Annotated in this window: 14 protein-coding genes and 1 pseudogene; 6 read left to right on the top strand and 9 right to left on the bottom strand. The window is 58.7% G+C overall.

Annotated features, from left to right (window positions below):
• The first annotated feature begins 19 nt into the window (after positions 1-19).
• Together HMPREF1206_RS02380 and HMPREF1206_RS02375 are read left to right on the top strand one after the other, a co-directional pair.
• Positions 20-1,204, top strand: a complete 1,185-nt coding sequence (locus HMPREF1206_RS02380; protein WP_016421805.1) for an isocitrate/isopropylmalate dehydrogenase family protein — start codon at positions 20-22, stop codon at positions 1,202-1,204.
• 119 nt (positions 1,205-1,323) lie between these two features.
• Positions 1,324-1,992: an NYN domain-containing protein gene (locus tag HMPREF1206_RS02375; protein ID WP_016421804.1), complete on the top strand. Its 669-nt coding sequence runs from the start codon at positions 1,324-1,326 to the stop codon at positions 1,990-1,992.
• On the opposite strand, the pseudogene HMPREF1206_RS11090 reads toward HMPREF1206_RS02375, so the two are convergent.
• The 3 genes and pseudogenes from HMPREF1206_RS11090 to HMPREF1206_RS02355 form a co-directional block, all read right to left on the bottom strand.
• Positions 1,981-2,890, bottom strand: a pseudogene (locus tag HMPREF1206_RS11090) (IS5 family transposase). The gene HMPREF1206_RS02375 and the pseudogene HMPREF1206_RS11090 overlap by 12 nt on opposite strands.
• Before the next feature lie 170 nt (positions 2,891-3,060).
• Positions 3,061-3,942 (bottom strand): VOC family protein, encoded by an 882-nt coding sequence (locus HMPREF1206_RS02360; protein WP_016421801.1) that lies wholly within the window; start codon positions 3,940-3,942, stop codon positions 3,061-3,063.
• Positions 3,943-3,945: 3 nt separating this feature from the next.
• Complete coding sequence (locus HMPREF1206_RS02355) at positions 3,946-4,239, bottom strand: RNA-binding S4 domain-containing protein (protein ID WP_005510922.1); 294 nt, start codon at positions 4,237-4,239, stop codon at positions 3,946-3,948.
• 164 nt (positions 4,240-4,403) lie between these two features.
• Here HMPREF1206_RS02355 and HMPREF1206_RS02350 point away from each other — a divergent pair, with 164 nt between their 5' ends.
• Both HMPREF1206_RS02350 and HMPREF1206_RS02345 read left to right on the top strand, forming a co-directional pair.
• Complete coding sequence (locus HMPREF1206_RS02350) at positions 4,404-4,931, top strand: HPP family protein (protein WP_016421800.1); 528 nt, start codon at positions 4,404-4,406, stop codon at positions 4,929-4,931.
• Positions 4,932-4,989: 58 nt separating this feature from the next.
• Positions 4,990-5,685, top strand: a complete 696-nt coding sequence (locus tag HMPREF1206_RS02345; protein WP_016421799.1) for a NeuD/PglB/VioB family sugar acetyltransferase — start codon at positions 4,990-4,992, stop codon at positions 5,683-5,685.
• Here the strand turns inward: HMPREF1206_RS02345 and HMPREF1206_RS02340 are convergent.
• Genes HMPREF1206_RS02340 through HMPREF1206_RS02315 form a run of 6 tightly spaced genes read right to left on the bottom strand, consistent with a single transcriptional unit; the run spans position 5,669 to position 13,557 of the window.
• A complete protein-coding gene (locus HMPREF1206_RS02340; RefSeq protein WP_016421798.1) occupies positions 5,669-6,334 on the bottom strand; it encodes a sugar transferase in 666 nt (221 codons plus the stop codon). The genes HMPREF1206_RS02345 and HMPREF1206_RS02340 overlap by 17 nt on opposite strands.
• 10 nt (positions 6,335-6,344) lie before the next feature.
• Positions 6,345-8,048 (bottom strand): hypothetical protein, encoded by a 1,704-nt coding sequence (locus tag HMPREF1206_RS02335; protein ID WP_016421797.1) that lies wholly within the window; start codon positions 8,046-8,048, stop codon positions 6,345-6,347.
• Positions 8,045-9,223 (bottom strand): DegT/DnrJ/EryC1/StrS aminotransferase family protein, encoded by a 1,179-nt coding sequence (locus HMPREF1206_RS02330; protein WP_016421796.1) that lies wholly within the window; start codon positions 9,221-9,223, stop codon positions 8,045-8,047. Before HMPREF1206_RS02330 ends, HMPREF1206_RS02335 begins: the two co-directional genes overlap by 4 nt.
• Positions 9,223-10,413: a glycosyltransferase family 4 protein gene (locus HMPREF1206_RS02325; RefSeq protein WP_016421795.1), complete on the bottom strand. Its 1,191-nt coding sequence runs from the start codon at positions 10,411-10,413 to the stop codon at positions 9,223-9,225. Before HMPREF1206_RS02325 ends, HMPREF1206_RS02330 begins: the two co-directional genes overlap by 1 nt.
• A 3-nt stretch (positions 10,414-10,416) precedes the next feature.
• Positions 10,417-11,661 carry a lipopolysaccharide biosynthesis protein gene (locus HMPREF1206_RS02320; protein WP_016421794.1) on the bottom strand — a complete coding sequence of 415 codons (1,245 nt, stop codon included), beginning with the start codon at positions 11,659-11,661 and terminating at the stop codon, positions 10,417-10,419.
• A gap of 18 nt (positions 11,662-11,679) precedes the next feature.
• Positions 11,680-13,557 (bottom strand): polysaccharide biosynthesis protein, encoded by a 1,878-nt coding sequence (locus tag HMPREF1206_RS02315; protein WP_016421793.1) that lies wholly within the window; start codon positions 13,555-13,557, stop codon positions 11,680-11,682.
• A gap of 366 nt (positions 13,558-13,923) precedes the next feature.
• Here HMPREF1206_RS02315 and HMPREF1206_RS11085 point away from each other — a divergent pair, with 366 nt between their 5' ends.
• Both HMPREF1206_RS11085 and HMPREF1206_RS02310 read left to right on the top strand, forming a co-directional pair.
• Positions 13,924-14,076, top strand: coding sequence for a hypothetical protein (locus tag HMPREF1206_RS11085; protein WP_155877870.1), 153 nt, complete (start codon positions 13,924-13,926; stop codon positions 14,074-14,076).
• A 132-nt stretch (positions 14,077-14,208) separates the two neighbouring features.
• Positions 14,209-16,776, top strand: a complete 2,568-nt coding sequence (locus HMPREF1206_RS02310; RefSeq protein ID WP_016421792.1) for a multicopper oxidase domain-containing protein — start codon at positions 14,209-14,211, stop codon at positions 16,774-16,776.
• Positions 16,777-16,784: the final 8 nt, after the last annotated feature.

Below are 16,784 nucleotides of genomic sequence, written 5' to 3'. Positions count from 1 at the left end.
CAGTCCTAGGCTAAGAGCCATGGAAACCGACCAGCCTGCGACTGCTTTAGAAGCGGCACCGCGCCGCATCACACTCCTGCCCGGCGACGGCATCGGCCCTGAAATCACCGATGCCTGCCGAGGACTCATCGCCGATGTCTTCCCGCACTGGGAGCTGACAGAGGCACAAATTGGCTGGTCCCAGTGGTGCGCGCACGGCAATCCCGTCCCGCAGGAAACTTGGGAAACACTCGGACGCAGCGACGCCGCTCTGCTCGCGGCGATTACCTCCAAGCCCGCTCGCGAGGCTGAGGAAGAACTAGCACCGCATCTGCGCGGTACCGGCCTGATCTACCGCTCCCCTGTTCTCCAGCTGCGCCAGCGCCTCGATCTCTTCGCCAACATCCGTCCGGTCACCCTGCCCGGCGCGGCTGCCGACTTCACCATCGTCCGCGAAAACACCGAGGGCCTCTACAGTCACGACTATCTCCTTCCGTCTCACGACGCCCCGGCCGACTCCCCGCACCACCACCTGTGGGCAGAGGTGGTGGAGGACTCGACGGTGGCTCGCGCCGTCGATAAGCGTGGCGAAGTTGCGGTTTCTTTGCGCGTGACGACGTCCTTTGCGTGGCACCGCCTTGCGCGACAGGCGGCCAAGTTGGCTCTCGCGCGGCAGGCGGCAAACCCCGATTCGGAGGCCACGCCGATGGTGACGGTGGCGGACAAGCCGAATATCCTGCGGGACTCTGCGCGTGTGATTCGCGGGGCAGTTGAAGAGGTGGCGGAGGAGTATCCGCAGGTCGCATTCGATTTTGCCAATGCGGATGCCGTGGCAATGCAGCTGGTGACCGACCCCGCGCGCTTTGATGTCATCATCGCGGAAAACCTTATCGGCGACATCCTCAGTGACATTGGTGCAGGACTGATTGGCGGGCTGGGGCTGGCGGCATCGGCGAATGTGGGCGACAACTTCGCGGTGTTCGAGCCGGTGCACGGTTCGGCACCTGACATTGCGGGGCATGGCATTGCCAACCCGGCTGCGTTTTTGCTCTCTACGGCTATGTGCGCGGAGCACCTTGGGGCACCGACCTCAGAACTTGCGCCCGCTGCCAAGCTGCGCGAGGCCGTCTACGCCGCGACGCGCACTGCACCGACGCCAGACCTCGGCGGCACTGCGACTACCAGCGAGTTTGTGGCTGCGGTGCGAGCGGAGCTGGGGTTGTAGGCATTGACTCGATTACGAAGCGCAATTAAAGTGGTTGCTATCAATCCCAGCCGTTGACCCTCCGCCGATAAGGAGAGCGCCGATGACTGGGATTACTCATAGGGGGAGGGCCAAGAAATATGAGTAGAAACAGATATAGTGCTGCGCGAGCTGTGCCTTTACGCGAGATCACTACAGCAGTGCTTGTTGATGGTGGCTTTTACCGCAAACGTGCGGCAACACTGTTTGGTCATAAGACCGCAGAGGATCGCGCTGATGAACTGGTCAAGTACTGCCATCGCCATATACGTGAATCGCGCGCTGGACTGTACCGAATCTTTTACTACGACTGCCCACCGTCACAGCGGGTTGTTTATCACCCATTGCTCCAGCAGCAAGTCAACCTTGGTAAAAGTGAACTTTTTACCTGGACCAATGACTTCTTCGCTGCATTGGCTAAAAAACGAAAGGTTGCGATTAGAAGAGGAGAGCCTCTTGAAACTCAAGGTGGGTGCACCCTAAAAGAGGCTCCGCTCAAGAAGCTTTGCCGTGGCACTATCGATGTTTCACAGCTGACCGAAAATGATTTCACCCTTGATATTTCTCAGAAAGGAGTGGACATGCGAATCGGTCTCGACATCGCTTCTCTTGCTGAACAACGACATGTAAATCAAATCATCATGATTTCGGGCGACAGTGATTTCGTCCCTGCAGCCAAACATGCCCGCAGATCTGGGATAGATTTCATTCTCGACCCGATGTGGGCCCCGATTACCGATAGCCTTAGGGCGTGTCTCTTATATGCGTAACCAGACCAGAATCGCCGCAAGCACCACTCCCGCGCGATACGTGACCGCGAGCTTGTCATAACGCGTCGCAAGCCCGCGCCACTGCTTCATCAACCCAAAGGCCCGCTCGACCACGTTGCGGTCTTTGTACAGCTCCGCATCAAACCCGGGCGGTCGCCCGCCAGCACGACCCTTACGCTTCCTGGCAGCGATCTCATTAGACTTCTCCGGAATCACCGCGGCGATGCCGCGCTCACGCAGATACGCGCGGTTCACCCGTGACGTGTACCCGCGATCAGCAAGCAACGCATCAGGGCGCGTCCGCGCCTGCCCGCACCCAATTCTCGGGACCCGAATATCGCCGAGGACTTCCTGCAACATCGCGCCATCATGGCGTTGCCCGCCCGTCACCACAATCGACAGCGGCCGGCCATGCCCCTCGACAGCAAAATGTACCTTCGTGCTCAACCCTCCGCGTGATCTCCCGATCCCGTGACCTGCCGGTTCAATCTCGCATAACGGCAGATTCTTGTAATTCGATAGAGCCCCCTGTGTCCTGATCAGGGCGCGGCAGGTTCGTACCGTGCTGATGAGCACGGTTGATCGTCGCGTCGATTGACACGTTCCAGTCAATGTCGCCCACTGCATCGGCCTCGGCGAGGATGTGCGCGAATACGCGGTCCCAGGTGCCGTCGGTTGCGTAGCGGCGATGCCGCTTCCACACCGTCTGCCAGGGACCATACCGGTCGGGGAGATCTCGCCACGGGATTCCGGTGCGGTACCGGTAGATGATGCCCTCTACAACGCGGCGGCTATCACCAAACGGGCGGCCTTTACGGCCCTCATTCGTTGGCAGAAGTGGTTCAACTCGCTCCCACTGTGCATTCGTGAACTGCGTAAATCTAGACCGTTGTGACACACCTCAATCATGCTCGAGCACAGGCCCACAATTAGGAGACACGCCCTAGCGAACACATTGATGGCATTCGCGAGTGCGTAAGCAAACCACCCAAAAACGAAGACGATCCTTTACACGTTAACTACACCGGAAAACAGGACCCTGAGGACGACGAAGAAGAGCTCTAGCTCCTACTGGAACTGGCTGAGGTCAATGCCTTCCAGCGGGTCCGACTCGCGGATGTCGTCCTCCGGTGGCAGCGGCACCTCGCAGAGTACAACCGCCGCACCACACGGGTCCTGCACGGTTGCCAGCGGGCCGAACTCGGTGGCCTGCGGGGCAACGAGCACGGAACCGCCCAGTTCCTCAGCCTTGGCGACAGCAGCGTCGATGTTCTCCACGCCAAGGTAGGCCAGCCAGCCAACGAAGCTCTTATCTGCCGCATCGGTCTGTGCAGCAACCGAGCTGGCTACCAAGCCAGCGAACGGAGCACCATCTTCCATCGCGACTGCGAAAGTGCCGTGCTCGTTCTTGTTGCGCACTGCGATTTCCCAGCCAAAGAAGTTGTGGTAGAAGTCCGCGACCTGCTCAAAGGTCTCCTCCGGGCCTGCGACCAGCTCGAACCACACCGGGGTGCCGGGCTCGCCCGCGGCGATGAAGGCCTGCTCACCCGGCTGTTCCAGTAGCCCAATCAGGCCACCGGCCGGGTCGGAAACGACGGCCATCGTGGAGCCGTCGACAAGCGGGGTCGGTTCCTGGAAGACCTCGGCGCCGAGCTCACGCGCCTTCTCGACGGCACCAGCGGCGGAGTCGACATGGAAATTCACGCGCCACTGGTTGACGAAGGCATCCTCAGCGTCCTTATCGGCCTCAAGCAGCACCGACACCGGCATTCCGGACAGCATGGCAACGCGGCGACCAGCGGATGCCTCGCGGGCATCCTCATGGATTGGCGCGGTATTGCGATAAGCCCACCCAAGAACGCCGCGGTAGAAGCGCTCGGTCTTACGCGGTGCGGCGGAGAGCAGATCTACGCGCAGGGGCATGCCAAATTCGGCGGGAAATGCGGGCATGAGTTACAAGTTCCTCCACTTTTCAGGATCAAAGTCATCATCGGCGGTGGCCTCATCAAAGTAGTCATCATCGACTTCATCGGCGGTGGCCACGCGTGCCGACATACCGGCAACAGAGACGACGTCCCCTGGACGCAGCACCTTGCCACGGCGAGTGTCGACCTCACCGTTCACGCTGACCTGGCCCTCGGCAATGAGTTCCTTGGCCAGACCGCCCGTTTCCACCAGGTTTGCCAACTTCAGGAATTGCCCAAGACGGATAGACTCGTCCCGGATTGCGACATCGATAGGCTCCATGTCCTTAAGTGTGTCATACCCGGTGAAAATGGTCGGAGTTTGGTTCGGGTCTGGTTCGGGTTTGGAGGCTTGGGAGACCTGGGCGCCACCCCATTTAAACTTCTATTTCGATAAAAACCTCGAACCGCGACGCGGATGAGGCAGCACACCCTAACATCGTTCTCATGTCTAATTCACGGTCCCCGAAGTGGCTCCGGATTGCCAGCGAAGCGCCACCTCGCCCTCCGCTGCGCCATATTATCGCCGCCTCGGTAGCCGTGAGCCTGCCGCTGATGACCCTGGCGCTCATCTCAACTTCTGTCTCTGACCTGCTATTTTTACCCCCTATTGGCGCTGCCATGGCACTTATCGTCGGCGCACCGAACTTACCCCTGGCTCAGCCACGAAATGTCGTGGTCGGACACCTCATCGGCTGCACGACTGGCATCGCAACTCTGCACATGTTGGGTTCGACCATCATTGCTGCAGCGGTTGCCGCCGGCGTTGCCTTCGCGCTCATGCTTCTTGCTCGCGCGGCTCACTCCCCTGCCACCGCTACCGCTATGGTCACCGTGCTAATGCCACACGGCCATGGGCTTGCCAACGACTTCCGCTTCATAGGCTTCATTTTCGCTTCGTCAATCATGATCGTGGTGCTTGGCATACTCGCAAATCGACTGCGCGGCCTTCGGTATCCCACCTACTGGTGGTAGGTGGATTCGGGGTCACGCACTCCGGCTATATACGGCTATCAGTGGGATAATGACACTCATGCCAAAGCAGTGGATCAACAACACGACGACCGAAAAGATTGTCATCGTCGGCGCTGGTGGTTTTGGGCGAAACGTGGTCAGCTTCATTAAGGACATCAATGACTACGCAGCAGCCAACGGCCTACCACCGCAGTGGGAAATCCTAGGCATTATTGATGATGGCACCCCAGACATGACCTTTTTCCACAAAATGGGCGTGCAACTCTTGGGCAAAACCGAAATCCTCGCGGACTTGCCCAAGGGGGCCTACTACACAGTCGCAATCGGCAGCGGCGCTGCTCGACGTTCGATTGCGCAACGCGCAAATGTCGAAGGGCTCATGCCTGCTACCCTGGTTCACCCAGACACCAGCATTGGCGCGCTGGTCACGCTCGGCGAGGGCACAGTCATCTGCCCCGGAGCGCGCCTGACCTGCAATATTGAGGTAGGCAAGCACGCCCAAATCAATATGAATGTCACGATTGGCCACGATGCGGTGCTGCGGGACTACTGCACAATCTTCCCGCTCAATGCCGTGTCGGGCTTTGTCACACTTGGCGAGGCCTGCACACTAGGAGCCAACTCCGTAATCAACCCCGGCCTCACCGTTGGTGAGGGAGCGTACATCGGATCCGGAGCCGCAGTTACTAGAGATGTCGATGACTACACCGTTGTCGCCGGTGTTCCTGCAAGTGTGATTAAGAACCTGCGCTAGCCGAGACGTCCTTATCCGACGAATTCTCATCCGACGAACCGGTGAACTCGGTCATAGTCACTTGCCCCTCTTCCGAGATCCCTTCACGCTTGAGCACCACCAAGATCGTGTCGAGCAGAATCTTCGCATCGAGCAGTAGCGACCAATTATCCACGTACTGCACGTCATACTCGAAACGCTCTTCCCAGGTGATGCCATTGCGGCCCGAGACCTGGGCAAGCCCCGTAATTCCCGGTGGCACCTCATGGCGGCGTGCCTGGCGCGGCGAATAGCGCTCTAGGTACTTCATGCGCAGCGGGCGCGGGCCAACGAGGCTCATGTCTCCACGCAGTACATTGATGAGCTCCGGGAGCTCGTCCAAGCTTGTGGACCGAAGGAATTTTCCCACTTCGGTGAGGCGGGACGCATCGTCGACAAGCCCCTTTGCCGGATTGACGTGGTGCATCGTCCGGAACTTGAGGATATTAAACGGCTCACCATCCTGGCCCGGGCGTTCCTGGCGGAATAGGACTGGCTTTCCCATGGAAAGTCGCACTGCCAGAGCCGTAGCGCCCATAACTGGCGACAGCACAATCAAGCCCGCTGCAGATGCCGCGATGTCGACGCCACGCTTAATTACCCGTTGCGCGCGGATGCTCAGTGAATCCATTGGTTATCTCCTATTTTTCGTTGAACATTTCGCGCAGAAGCTTTTCGGCACGCGCATCGACTTCCGCATTGGAACGGTTCCTGACCAGCCATCCGATTGCACCCACTGCACCGGCCGCGGCAAACGACGCTGCCGCAACGCGCAGCTTCTTGTTGTCATCCTTGTTGTCAGGCGCACTTTGCTTGACGACGGCCACCGCTGGCTCCGGCTCCGGCACAGCCGGCTCCGCGGTATCGGTGACCATGACTGGTTCGGGATCGGCTGCGGGTTCTGGTTGCGGTTGCTCATCCAGCTCAAGTGCTGGTCCATCAGCGGTTTGCCCGATGGGACTTGGCTTTTGCACTGCCTCAGAAGCAAGATTGCCTTCCGCGCCACTTTCGGTCGACTTAGTTTTGTCGCCGCGGAACAAGGAAACAATTCCAACCACGAAGGCAACGAAAAATGCGATTGCAATTTCAAGGCCAATTCGCGGCAGGGTCCGGAACCAGTAAATATGCAGGCCGCCCCAAACCAGGTCACCTAGACCAGCCGCGAAAGTCACTGCGGTAATAAACAATGCTGGTGCCCACCAGCGCGTCTGCAGTGCAGCATGTCCGCGAGTAACTGACCAGTTAAACAGGGCAATGCCGAGTCCGAGTGCTAATCCGCCGATGACGACACCAATGCTGCCCCACATCCAGTACCACTCACCGGTAGCGTTAGCGGCCACCGAATACCAGTCGTACTTCGGGATTGCCTTCTCTGGCTTCCAGTACTTAACCAGCTCGTACCCCACTGCACGAGGCAAATCCCAGCTCTCCGGCGCAATCGGCGTTAGCGGAGTCAGCAGATTTTTTCCGCCTTGAAATTCAAAGCGTCCCTGCTCATGCAGGTCGACCAGGTTGGCAAAAGTAACAAAGGGGTCAGTCAAGGACTCCAGACCTGTGCGGTTGGCTGAATTACCCTTATTGATGCTCTCCTGGTGAGCTTTACGCAGCGTTGCAAACACCATCAACGCACCGGGACCCATAAGAATGGCCAGAAGTTTGATCCAAAAACCACGAACACGAATCGCGAACAACACCAAGAGGCCAAGTCCCACGGCGGCGATACGCAAACGGCCTTGTCCACTATGAATATCTAGGACATATACCGCCGACATACCTAGCACTACCGGTAATGAAAGCACCAGGAGAATCACCGATCGCGACCACCAGGCACCAAAAGCGACCAGCAGGATTCCCACAATTGCTGGGGTTTCAATGATGATGCCGGGCAATAACTCCGAGGCGCGGAATTGGTACGAAAACGCGTACAGCACAAGTCCGATGAAGATGAAAAGCCACCGGCCAGGCAGCACCTTTTTATCGAAACGAATTTCTCGACCCAAGCGCCAAGAAATCATGGTCACGAGAAAGGTCAGCAAGTAGGTGAGGCCAACGGTCGTGCGCAACGCTTCGGCTGAAACTCTTGTGTCATCCCACGCTTCGTAAGCAGGAAAAGCTGCCGTAAACAGGGTCACAAGCGCAAATACGCCCAACGGTGTGATTGTCCGACCGCCGTTGCCCAAGAACGTACGCAGGCAGAACAAAGCCAACAAAATGGTACCGATCTGCGCACCCTGCAGCGGATCCGTCCACGATGTCACTACGACGACTGAGAACAGCCACAGAACCGCCTCGATAGCTGTCAGTTGCGATATCCGGGCTATTCCCACATCGATAGCTTTGGTCATCCCAGCACTTCCTTCAAAACACCTATCACCCGCGCGACGTCGTCATCGTCCAGCGCCGGACCACTAGGAAGAGTAATGCCGCGGGAGAAAAGATTCTCAGCAGTGCCGTTGATGGTCGCCCGCGCGCCCTCGTATACCGGCTGCAGGTGCATCGGCTTCCACAGGTGACGAGCCTCAATTTTGGCCTCACCAAGTGCTGCAATCACGCTGTCCGGGGTCAGCACGCCCTTATCGACGGCCTCCTGCGGCAGCACAATTGAGGTCAGCCAGCAGTTTTCGGTGAAACGCTCGTCGGAGTCAGAGAGCAAGCGGGTACCTTTACCAGGGGCATCGTCGTCAAGCGAGGCGAGCAGATTGATGTACGCATCGCGAATCTGGCGGCGGCGAGCAATCATGCCGTCCAGACGCGAGTGCTGCGCCCGCCCCAGTGCGGCAAGGAGATTGGAAAGTCGGTAGTTGTAGCCGATTTCGGTGTGTTCGTACCAAGCGACGGGCTGACGCGCCTGGGTGGACAGGTAGCGCGCGCGAGCGATGAGATCGGCATCATCGGACAGCAGCATGCCACCGCCGGAGGTGGTCATGATTTTGTTGCCGTTGAAAGACAGCGCGGCGGCACGGCCGAAACTGCCGGCCGGCTGACCATGGACGCTGGCACCGAGCGCCTCGGCGGCGTCCTCGATGAGCGCGATGCCGAGTTCTTCCAGGCGTGGCGCGAAGGCCGGGTAATCGGCGCAGCGGCCAAAGAGGTCCACAATCATCACGGCGGGAACGCTCTTGCCCTCGGCAAGCAGCTCATCGACGGTGCCGAGCAGCAGCTCAGGGTCGATGTTTCCGTCCTCTGCGGCATCGACGAACACCGGCGTAGCACCAACGTAAGCAATGGCGTTGGTCGTGGCCGCGAAGGTCATGGTGGAAACCGGAATGTAGTCACCTTCACCGATCCCCAGCGCAAGCAGCGCCAAGTGCAGGCCAGCGGTGCCAGACGACAGCGCGAGCGCGTGCTCAACACCGCAGCGCTTGGCAATCTCCGCTTCAAACGCGTCTACTTCGGGGCCCAACGGAGCCACCCAACCAGAGTGGAGCGCGCGAACGACGGCCTGTTCTTCTGCTTCGGTGACTGTCGCGAGCGAAAGGAAGATCCGCTCATTGGGCTTGTTAGCGTCGGCGTTAGTCATTACTTCTGCACCTTTCGGACGCGGTTGAGTACCTCGATGAGCTGGTTGTACAGGCTGTCACGGGCAAAACGCTTCTCACCCAGTTCGCGGTTTCGCTGTCCCGCTGCGCGCATCTCATCGCGGTCGGAGATGATCTCAGCGAATCGCTTGGCCGCGGTCGGAATATCGCGCGAGAGACGCCAACCGGCATCGTGCTCGGTTGCGGCTTCCTCCAGCCAGCCACCATGGTTGAACACCACCGGACGCGATGCGGCCATGGCATCGAAGACCTTGTTCAGGGAGTTGCCCTCCAGGCAGGGGTCATCACGCAGCGGCGATAGCGCGATATCGGCGGCAGACACGTACTTGGCGACATCTTCCTTCGGCTGACGGCCGAGGAACATCGCATCGGCATCGAGGCCAGCGTCCTTGGCGCGCTGATACAGCGCGTCCGAGTCGCTTCCCTGCCCCAGCAGGACAAAGCGCACATTCTCCACGCCATCACGACGCAGCTGCGCCGCCAAATCCACAAGCCACTCCAGCTGGTAGGACATGCCAAAACCACCGGCATAGACAGCTACCACGTCATCGCCCCAACCCTGCTCCTTTCGGAAAGCAGCGCGCTGATCGGCCGGGACATCAAAACGCTCAAAGTCCGACGCATTCGGAATCACGGTCACGCGCTTCTTCGGAGCGACCTCTTTGACGCCATCGGCCATCGACGGCGACAGCGCCACGACCTCGCTCGATGCCGCATAAAATGCCTTCTCCAGCTGCTTGGCCAGGAAAATTGCCACCGGATTATTGAGGTAGCCCAACTTGATCGGCACCTCTGGCCACAGGTCACGAATTTCTGCCACCAACGGCGCACGCTGGGTAAACTTCGCCACAATTCCCGGAACCGCCACAGTCAGCGGGGTCGAGGACGCGTAGATCACGTCGGCAGGCACACGGGCAGCGACCGCGGAGGCGCGCACCAGGAAGTTGAAGAAACTGACAATGCGCTCGCGCTTCGACATTTCATTGCGGTATGGAATCGCTAGACGACGCACGTGGATGCCATCAACCGTTTTATCCATGGCCTCATCGCGACCACAGATCATTGTCACCTCGTGGCCTGCGGCGGCCATTCGGCGGGCAAACTCGTAGGGTCGGGAACCACCCGGCTCACCGGGGAGAACAAAGTGCTGGTGGATATAAGTGATTCGCATTGTTTAGGCTTCCTCGATTACGTCGACGGGGAGTTCTTCGGTGGTAGTTGATGGATTCTTCTGGCCTCCGGTTGGCCGCATTAGCGCCACTGCCGCGACCACGGCTGCTGCAAAATAGACAACTGCGCTGGTCCACGCGAGACCGAGGGCATCTCCGAGAAGAATGCCAATCGGGTAACAAATGACAGCGATGACGGCGGAAATAAGTTCCACTCGGCCAATTCGACGGGGATTGTCACTGCCGAGAATTTCACCGCACAGGTGTCGGTAGCAGCCGAGCACCACGGCCGCGATAGTCAGTGGCAGCACCAACTCCCGGGCAGGCTCAAACTCATGGCCGAATACCGGCACGATAAGGAAGTAGAGTGCCACCCCACCGAGCGCACCAAGTGCCCCGTACGCTGCAGTGACTATGCCAAGGTGTCGGAGCACACGAGATGGGGTGAGTTCGCGACCCCTCTGGTCGCTGGTGCGCTGATCGGCGACTGACTGCGCGATCCAGTACAGCGGTTCCGTCGCCGTCGCCACGACTACGAAAAGACCTAACGACGCCGGTGAGGCCAGCGCCGGCAGCAAAACGCGACCCAAGCGTGTGGTCGTCAGCGGCCCCAGACCCGATGCGATGAATGGGGCATTTGTTCGAGCCGTCTCTACCACTCCGCCAACACGGGAATCGGTGTGTTTGCGTGACTTCGCTAGCGACCAGATTGCCAGTGGCAGTGCCGGGAAGATATAGGCCGCAGCCCACCAGCGCCAGTCTTCGACTCCGGCGAAATATAGCGCAGCGCTAATAAGCAGTACTGAGCCCTGGAAACCGATGAATACTACGACGAAGAAGGACACTCGATGGCGGCTGATAGCCATGGCACGAACCATGGAAAATGACACGGTAACCAAGGCGACGACGCCGGCCATCGCCGTCCATGGTCCGTAGACGACACCTGCAATGGCACAGGCAATCAGAGCGACTACAGTCATGGCGAAACCACTCGGAATGAGACCGTGGTCGTAATCATCGCGGCGCAGCAAAAGCCGATCGGCCCCAAAGCCGACGAATGGCGCCACAATATAGGCGAACTGCAAAACGGTAGCGACCTCGCCTCGACCGGCGGGCCCCAGCACTCGCGCGGAAAGAATACTGACCACAAAGGCGACGACTGCGGCGAGCGCTGAAGCTGCCGAAATCGTCGCAACTGTTCGAACTCTTTGCGCCAGCTGCCCGGAGTTAGAGGAGCTGGTGGTTGTCACGGTGGGGAGTCATCCTAACTATTTTGCTTTCGAGCTAGCGGTTGCAAGTGATTGTGCACCGGTGGGATGCGCCTCAATACTGCTTTGCGCCCCACCGTGCTCTGCAAGCCAACGACGTGCCGCATCGTGATCATGTGTGCACGGAAGAATCCGCGAATTCAGCCGTTCCGGCTCAACACGTACCTCAGTGATTAGCGGATGACGATCACCGATCTTGGGAACCTCGCGGTCATCAACCAAATCCTCGGAGATTTTCTCACCTTCGCGAAGACCCGTGTAGACAATCTCTACGTCTGCGTCATGGAGCCTGATCAGGTTCTCCGCCAGCTCAGCAATCTTGACCGGCTTACCCATCTCCAGCACCAGAGTCTCACCGGACTCTGCAATAACGGTAGCCTGCAGCACCAGCTGCGATGCCTCCGGAATGGTCATGAAGTAGCGCTGAACGTCAGGATGCGTCACCGTCACCGGGCCGCCCTCTTCAATCTGACGCTGGAAAGTCGTAATGACTGAACCACGCGAGCCAAACACGTTACCGAAGCGGACAGATGCCCAGACACCTTCGTGAGTTTTCCCCATGTGCGCAGTCAGACGTTCCGCAGCGCGCTTGGATTCACCCAGAATCGAGGCCGGGTTCGCAGCCTTGTCCGTGGAAATATTAATAACGGTTGAAACGTTGGCCGCAGCCGCTGCATCCAGGACGTTCTGAGTTCCGATGACATTGGTTTGAACTGCTTCTGCAGGGTAGCTCTCCAACAGCGGCAGGTGCTTGAGAGCTGCAGCATGGTAGACAACATCGGGCTTGCGCTCGGTGAAGATCTGCGTCAGCATTTCCGCGTCACGGATATCAGCCAGGACGGTATCGGAGCCGTCGAGAAGCGCCGAACCCGTCAGCGACAGCTGCGTGGCATGCAAGCCGCCCTCATCGCGATCCAGCATAATCAGTTCTGCCGGCTCAAAGCGGTGAACCTGTCGGCAGATTTCGGAACCGATAGAACCTCCAGCGCCGGTAACCAGCACCTTCTTACCGCGGATTATGGAAGCGACCCTGGATTCATCCAGGTGCAGAGGCTGACGGCCAATGAGGTCGGCGATGTTAATTTCGCGCACCTGCGAGGTAGCGACAGCACCACGGTGGCGCGAGTACTCTTCCACCGGCGGCAGAATGAGCAGGCGCAGCGACGATTCCTCACAAATGTGGTTGAGGACGTTGATGCACTCAGTGGACAGTGGCTCATCAGTAGCAATGATGACCGACTGCGCCGAAGTGCGCGATGCGAGCTCACCCAGCTGATCAATTCCACGAATCACGCGGAGACCATGGATACGAGAAATATGGTTCTCGCGGCTTTCCTTGGGATCGACGATTCCAACCAAGTGGAAGCGGTTCTCACGGGAGATACCGGAATCCGTAAGACTGTTAATAAAGAACTTGGCTCGACGGCCTGCACCGAGAACAATCAAGCGATCATCCGTCTGACGGGAGCCAAAGTTGTTGGTAATCCAGCGAGCGAGAGTTCGGGTATAGATACTTGCCAAAGTTGCGACACAGCCACCTGCGAACGGAACGTACCACGCAATTTCCGGGAAGGTCTTCAGGATTTGAGCTAACCCAGTGGCTGCGGTAGCGCCGCCCATGCTGATGCTCAGCAGAACAATATCTTCAGTTCGACTGCCGGGCCATACGCGTTGTGGGTTGGTGTACTCCCCGAGCAGCAGGCCGAGCAGGACGATGACGGCCACGGCGACAGCGACAACCAAAAAATTAGTGCCTGATATTTCAGAGAAAGATACCAATTCACCGCGGACGATTCCGTTAGCGGCGGACAGCGCAATCAGCCAGGCGAGTACGTCAAATACGCACCAGGCGAGCTGCTTCCAGTCTCGGATAAACATTCTTATGCCTTTTACTGCTGGTTAAATTTTCTTACGCACAATGCGTTCCACAGGCTTGGCATACTATGCGATATGAACTACATTTACAGCCCCCTACTACAAAGGGCTACCCCATCGTTCGGGTAGCCAAAAAGCCACCTTTACCACTCATCATTCTCCCTGGCAAAACAACGTTTCACCAACTGTTTACTGAAGCTTCAATCTGTTTACATTCGTCTAACTAGCTGTACAAACTAGCTTCTAACGTAACCACTTCCTGACGATTGCAATTAATGCACAATCACCTCTTTATTGAGATGTTTATTCAAGGAAGTATTTGCGTGAATACTCAAACAATCGTTTTTGACAAAAGGGTTACACTTCCCCGTGAGCACATCATCAACGCGTCGGGCACGCGCTTTCATCACCCGGAAGCCCTTCCTTACTACCCTGATGCTGATTCAAAACCGGATGGGTCAGACACAGAAGACCACACAGTTCTGGCAGGCCCACAAAAACGGCGAAGACCCGACCAAATAAAAGCACTCTTACATGCGCCCATATTAAATGCGCACCCAGTATGCGTATTATTGATATATGTCGTCGCACGCCACACCAGAACCCCAATCCCCCACAACCAAACCGCCTACTAAGCCTGGCAAGAAGCGCCGCATGTCCTGGCATCGCAAGGCCGGTATGCCAGTGCGCTGGTGGTTCGCCTCCATCATTGTGGCAGCACTCATTCACCCTTTCGTCACCGATAGCCGTTGGCTGTTGGTGCATCTCTTTACCCTCGGCGCAGTCACCAACTCCATCCTCATCTGGGGCCGCCACTTCACCGAAAAGCTACTGAAAATCGACGTGCCCGTTGGCAATCGGAAGATTCAGTTGGCAAATATTTACCTGCTCAACGTAGGTATTGTCGCAACGGTCGTCGGCAAGCTCGGTGACTGGTGGCCGGTGACCACCGTCGGCGCGGCGGTCGTCGGCGTCGCCGTCGCATGGCATGCGATTTCCCTCGGCCGCGACCTGATGGCGAAGCGCGATCGGCCATTCGCCATTTCCGTTGCGCACTACGTCGCGTCGGCATGTCTACTGCCCATCGGCGCTGCACTCGGCGCCATCCTCGCATCTCCAAAGGGCAAAGCGCTTCACGACGACCTCCTATTGGCACACGAAGCCGTCAACCTCATTGGCTTCCTCGGGCTCGCGGCCTGCGGCACGCTCATCACCATGTTCCCAGCGCTGTGGCGAACCCAGATGTCGCCGCATTCCCGCCCGAAGCTGGCACTAGCAATACAGCTCATAGGTATCGCGATTACCGCGATCGGTGCACTGACCAGCATCAACTGGATCGCCTCGGTCGGCCTTGGCATCATCACTATCGGCTGGGTCATAGCCGCCATCCCGTGGGCGCACAACGTCATGACCGTCGCTAAAGACCCCCGCGACCGCCTCAGCTACCCGGCGCTGTCTGTCGCGGCCGCCATCGTATGGCTAATCGGCACACTCACAGTCGCCACAGTCAAGGCGCTTGACGACGGCTTCGTAATCTCATCCCTCACGCTGCCGCTGGTAATCGGTTTCGGCGCCCAGTTGCTTATCGGCATGATGAGCCAACTCCTGCCCGCCACCATCGGCGGAGGTGCTGGCCCAGTCTCTGCCGGTATGAAGGAACTTGACCGCGCGGGCGCATTTCGCTGGTCGACCATCAATATTGGTCTGGCACTGTGGCTAATGCCGCTGCCTTCCTGGACCAAAGTGGCGGTCTCCGCAATGGTCTCCCTTGCCTTGGTGTCTTATCTGCCACTTGTCGGCCGGGCCGCAAAGGCACAGATTGGTGCGCTGAAGGAACGCCAGAAGGCACGAGCTAACAAGGAAGCATCGCCGAAGCCGGTCGAGCTGCAAGCAACCGCGCGTCGTCTCGGTGCTCAAACTACCGCTGCTCTGGCTGTATTAGGCCTGGTAGTAACCGTCGGCGTTGCGCTGAGCGGTAGCGGTGGCGGTACGAGCAGCATTGAAACCACCGGCGATGTTGCGCCCACCGGAGAAACCGTCGAGGTCACGGTCACTGCCAACGATATGACCTATACCCCGAACGTCATTGAGGCGAACCCCGGCGACCGCCTGGTCATCACCATGGTCAACGCGGATTCCCAAGTCCACGATCTGCGCTTGGCCACCGGCGAGGACACCGGCCGAGTCTCCCCCGGCGACTCCGCCACCATCGAAGTGCCGGTCGTCCCTGGCGACATTGACGGTTGGTGCACCATTGCTGGCCACCGCCAGATGGGCATGACGCTCACAGTTAATGCAGGTGGTTCGAATCATTCACACCACACTGGGAACAGCAGCCACTCCGACCTCGCAACGCCAGGCGCACTCGGGAATGTCGGCGAGCTACCCGGCCCGGATTCCCCCACCATCAACCCGCTATTAGAACCCGCCGAGGACGCCACGGTTCACCACGTCACGCTGCGAGCCAGCGAGTTCACCGGCTACGCTGCCCCTGGCGTCGAGCAGCAGCACTGGGTCTACAACGGCAAACCGCTGGGGCCAACTCTGCGCGGCAAGGTGGGCGACGAGTTCGTCGTCACGCTCATTAATGACGGCACCATGAGTCACTCCATCGACTTTCACGCCGGCATTGTTTCGCCGGACGAGCCAATGCGCGACATCGCCCCTGGTGAGAAGCTTGAGTACCGCTTCCGTGCTGACCGCGCGGGCATCTGGATGTACCACTGCGCAACCATGCCCATGTCCATGCACATCGCTGCCGGTATGCACGGTGCCGTCATCATCGACCCACCGAATCTCACTGATGTTGACCACGAGGTTCTTCTGGTGCAGTCGGAAAGCTACTGGGGCGAGGACGGCCCCGACGCCGACAAGACCATGGCCGAGGACCCCGATATCTACAAGTTCAACGGCTACCCCGACCAGTATCTCACCCACCCAATTCGCATTCGCGCAGGTGAGACGGTACGTTTCTGGGTACTTGCCGCCGGCCCCAACAAGGGCACGAGCTTCCATATCGTCGGCACGCAGTTCCATCGCGTGTACAAGGAGGGCGCGCTTTTGCTTGACGACGGCGTGGGCGGTGCCCAAGCCCTTGACCTCGGTGCCGCGCAGGGTGGTTATGTTGAGGCCGAATTCCCGGAGCCTGGCACGTACCGCTTTGTCGACCACCAGATGGTGCATGCCGAAATGGGGGCACGCGGCAACATAGTGGTGAACTAAACCAGGGT

The organism is Corynebacterium sp. HFH0082, assembly GCF_000411235.1.
In the GTDB taxonomy this organism is placed as follows: domain Bacteria; phylum Actinomycetota; class Actinomycetes; order Mycobacteriales; family Mycobacteriaceae; genus Corynebacterium; species Corynebacterium jeikeium_D.
This window is presented reverse-complemented; position numbering and strand designations above follow the sequence as displayed.

Bases quoted from the DNA above. Each gene is read 5' to 3' on its own strand.
- HMPREF1206_RS02380 (WP_016421805.1), top strand. From the start codon at position 20: ATGGAAACCGACCAGCCTGCGACTGCTTTAGAAGCGGCACCGCGCCGC.
- HMPREF1206_RS02375 (WP_016421804.1), top strand. From the start codon at position 1,324: ATGAGTAGAAACAGATATAGTGCTGCGCGAGCTGTGCCTTTACGCGAG.
- HMPREF1206_RS02360 (WP_016421801.1), bottom strand. From the start codon at position 3,942: ATGCCCGCATTTCCCGCCGAATTTGGCATGCCCCTGCGCGTAGATCTG.
- HMPREF1206_RS02355 (WP_005510922.1), bottom strand. From the start codon at position 4,239: ATGGAGCCTATCGATGTCGCAATCCGGGACGAGTCTATCCGTCTTGGG.
- HMPREF1206_RS02350 (WP_016421800.1), top strand. From the start codon at position 4,404: ATGTCTAATTCACGGTCCCCGAAGTGGCTCCGGATTGCCAGCGAAGCG.
- HMPREF1206_RS02345 (WP_016421799.1), top strand. From the start codon at position 4,990: ATGCCAAAGCAGTGGATCAACAACACGACGACCGAAAAGATTGTCATC.
- HMPREF1206_RS02340 (WP_016421798.1), bottom strand. From the start codon at position 6,334: ATGGATTCACTGAGCATCCGCGCGCAACGGGTAATTAAGCGTGGCGTC.
- HMPREF1206_RS02335 (WP_016421797.1), bottom strand. From the start codon at position 8,048: ATGACCAAAGCTATCGATGTGGGAATAGCCCGGATATCGCAACTGACA.
- HMPREF1206_RS02330 (WP_016421796.1), bottom strand. From the start codon at position 9,223: ATGACTAACGCCGACGCTAACAAGCCCAATGAGCGGATCTTCCTTTCG.
- HMPREF1206_RS02325 (WP_016421795.1), bottom strand. From the start codon at position 10,413: ATGCGAATCACTTATATCCACCAGCACTTTGTTCTCCCCGGTGAGCCG.
- HMPREF1206_RS02315 (WP_016421793.1), bottom strand. From the start codon at position 13,557: ATGTTTATCCGAGACTGGAAGCAGCTCGCCTGGTGCGTATTTGACGTA.
- HMPREF1206_RS02310 (WP_016421792.1), top strand. From the start codon at position 14,209: ATGTCCTGGCATCGCAAGGCCGGTATGCCAGTGCGCTGGTGGTTCGCC.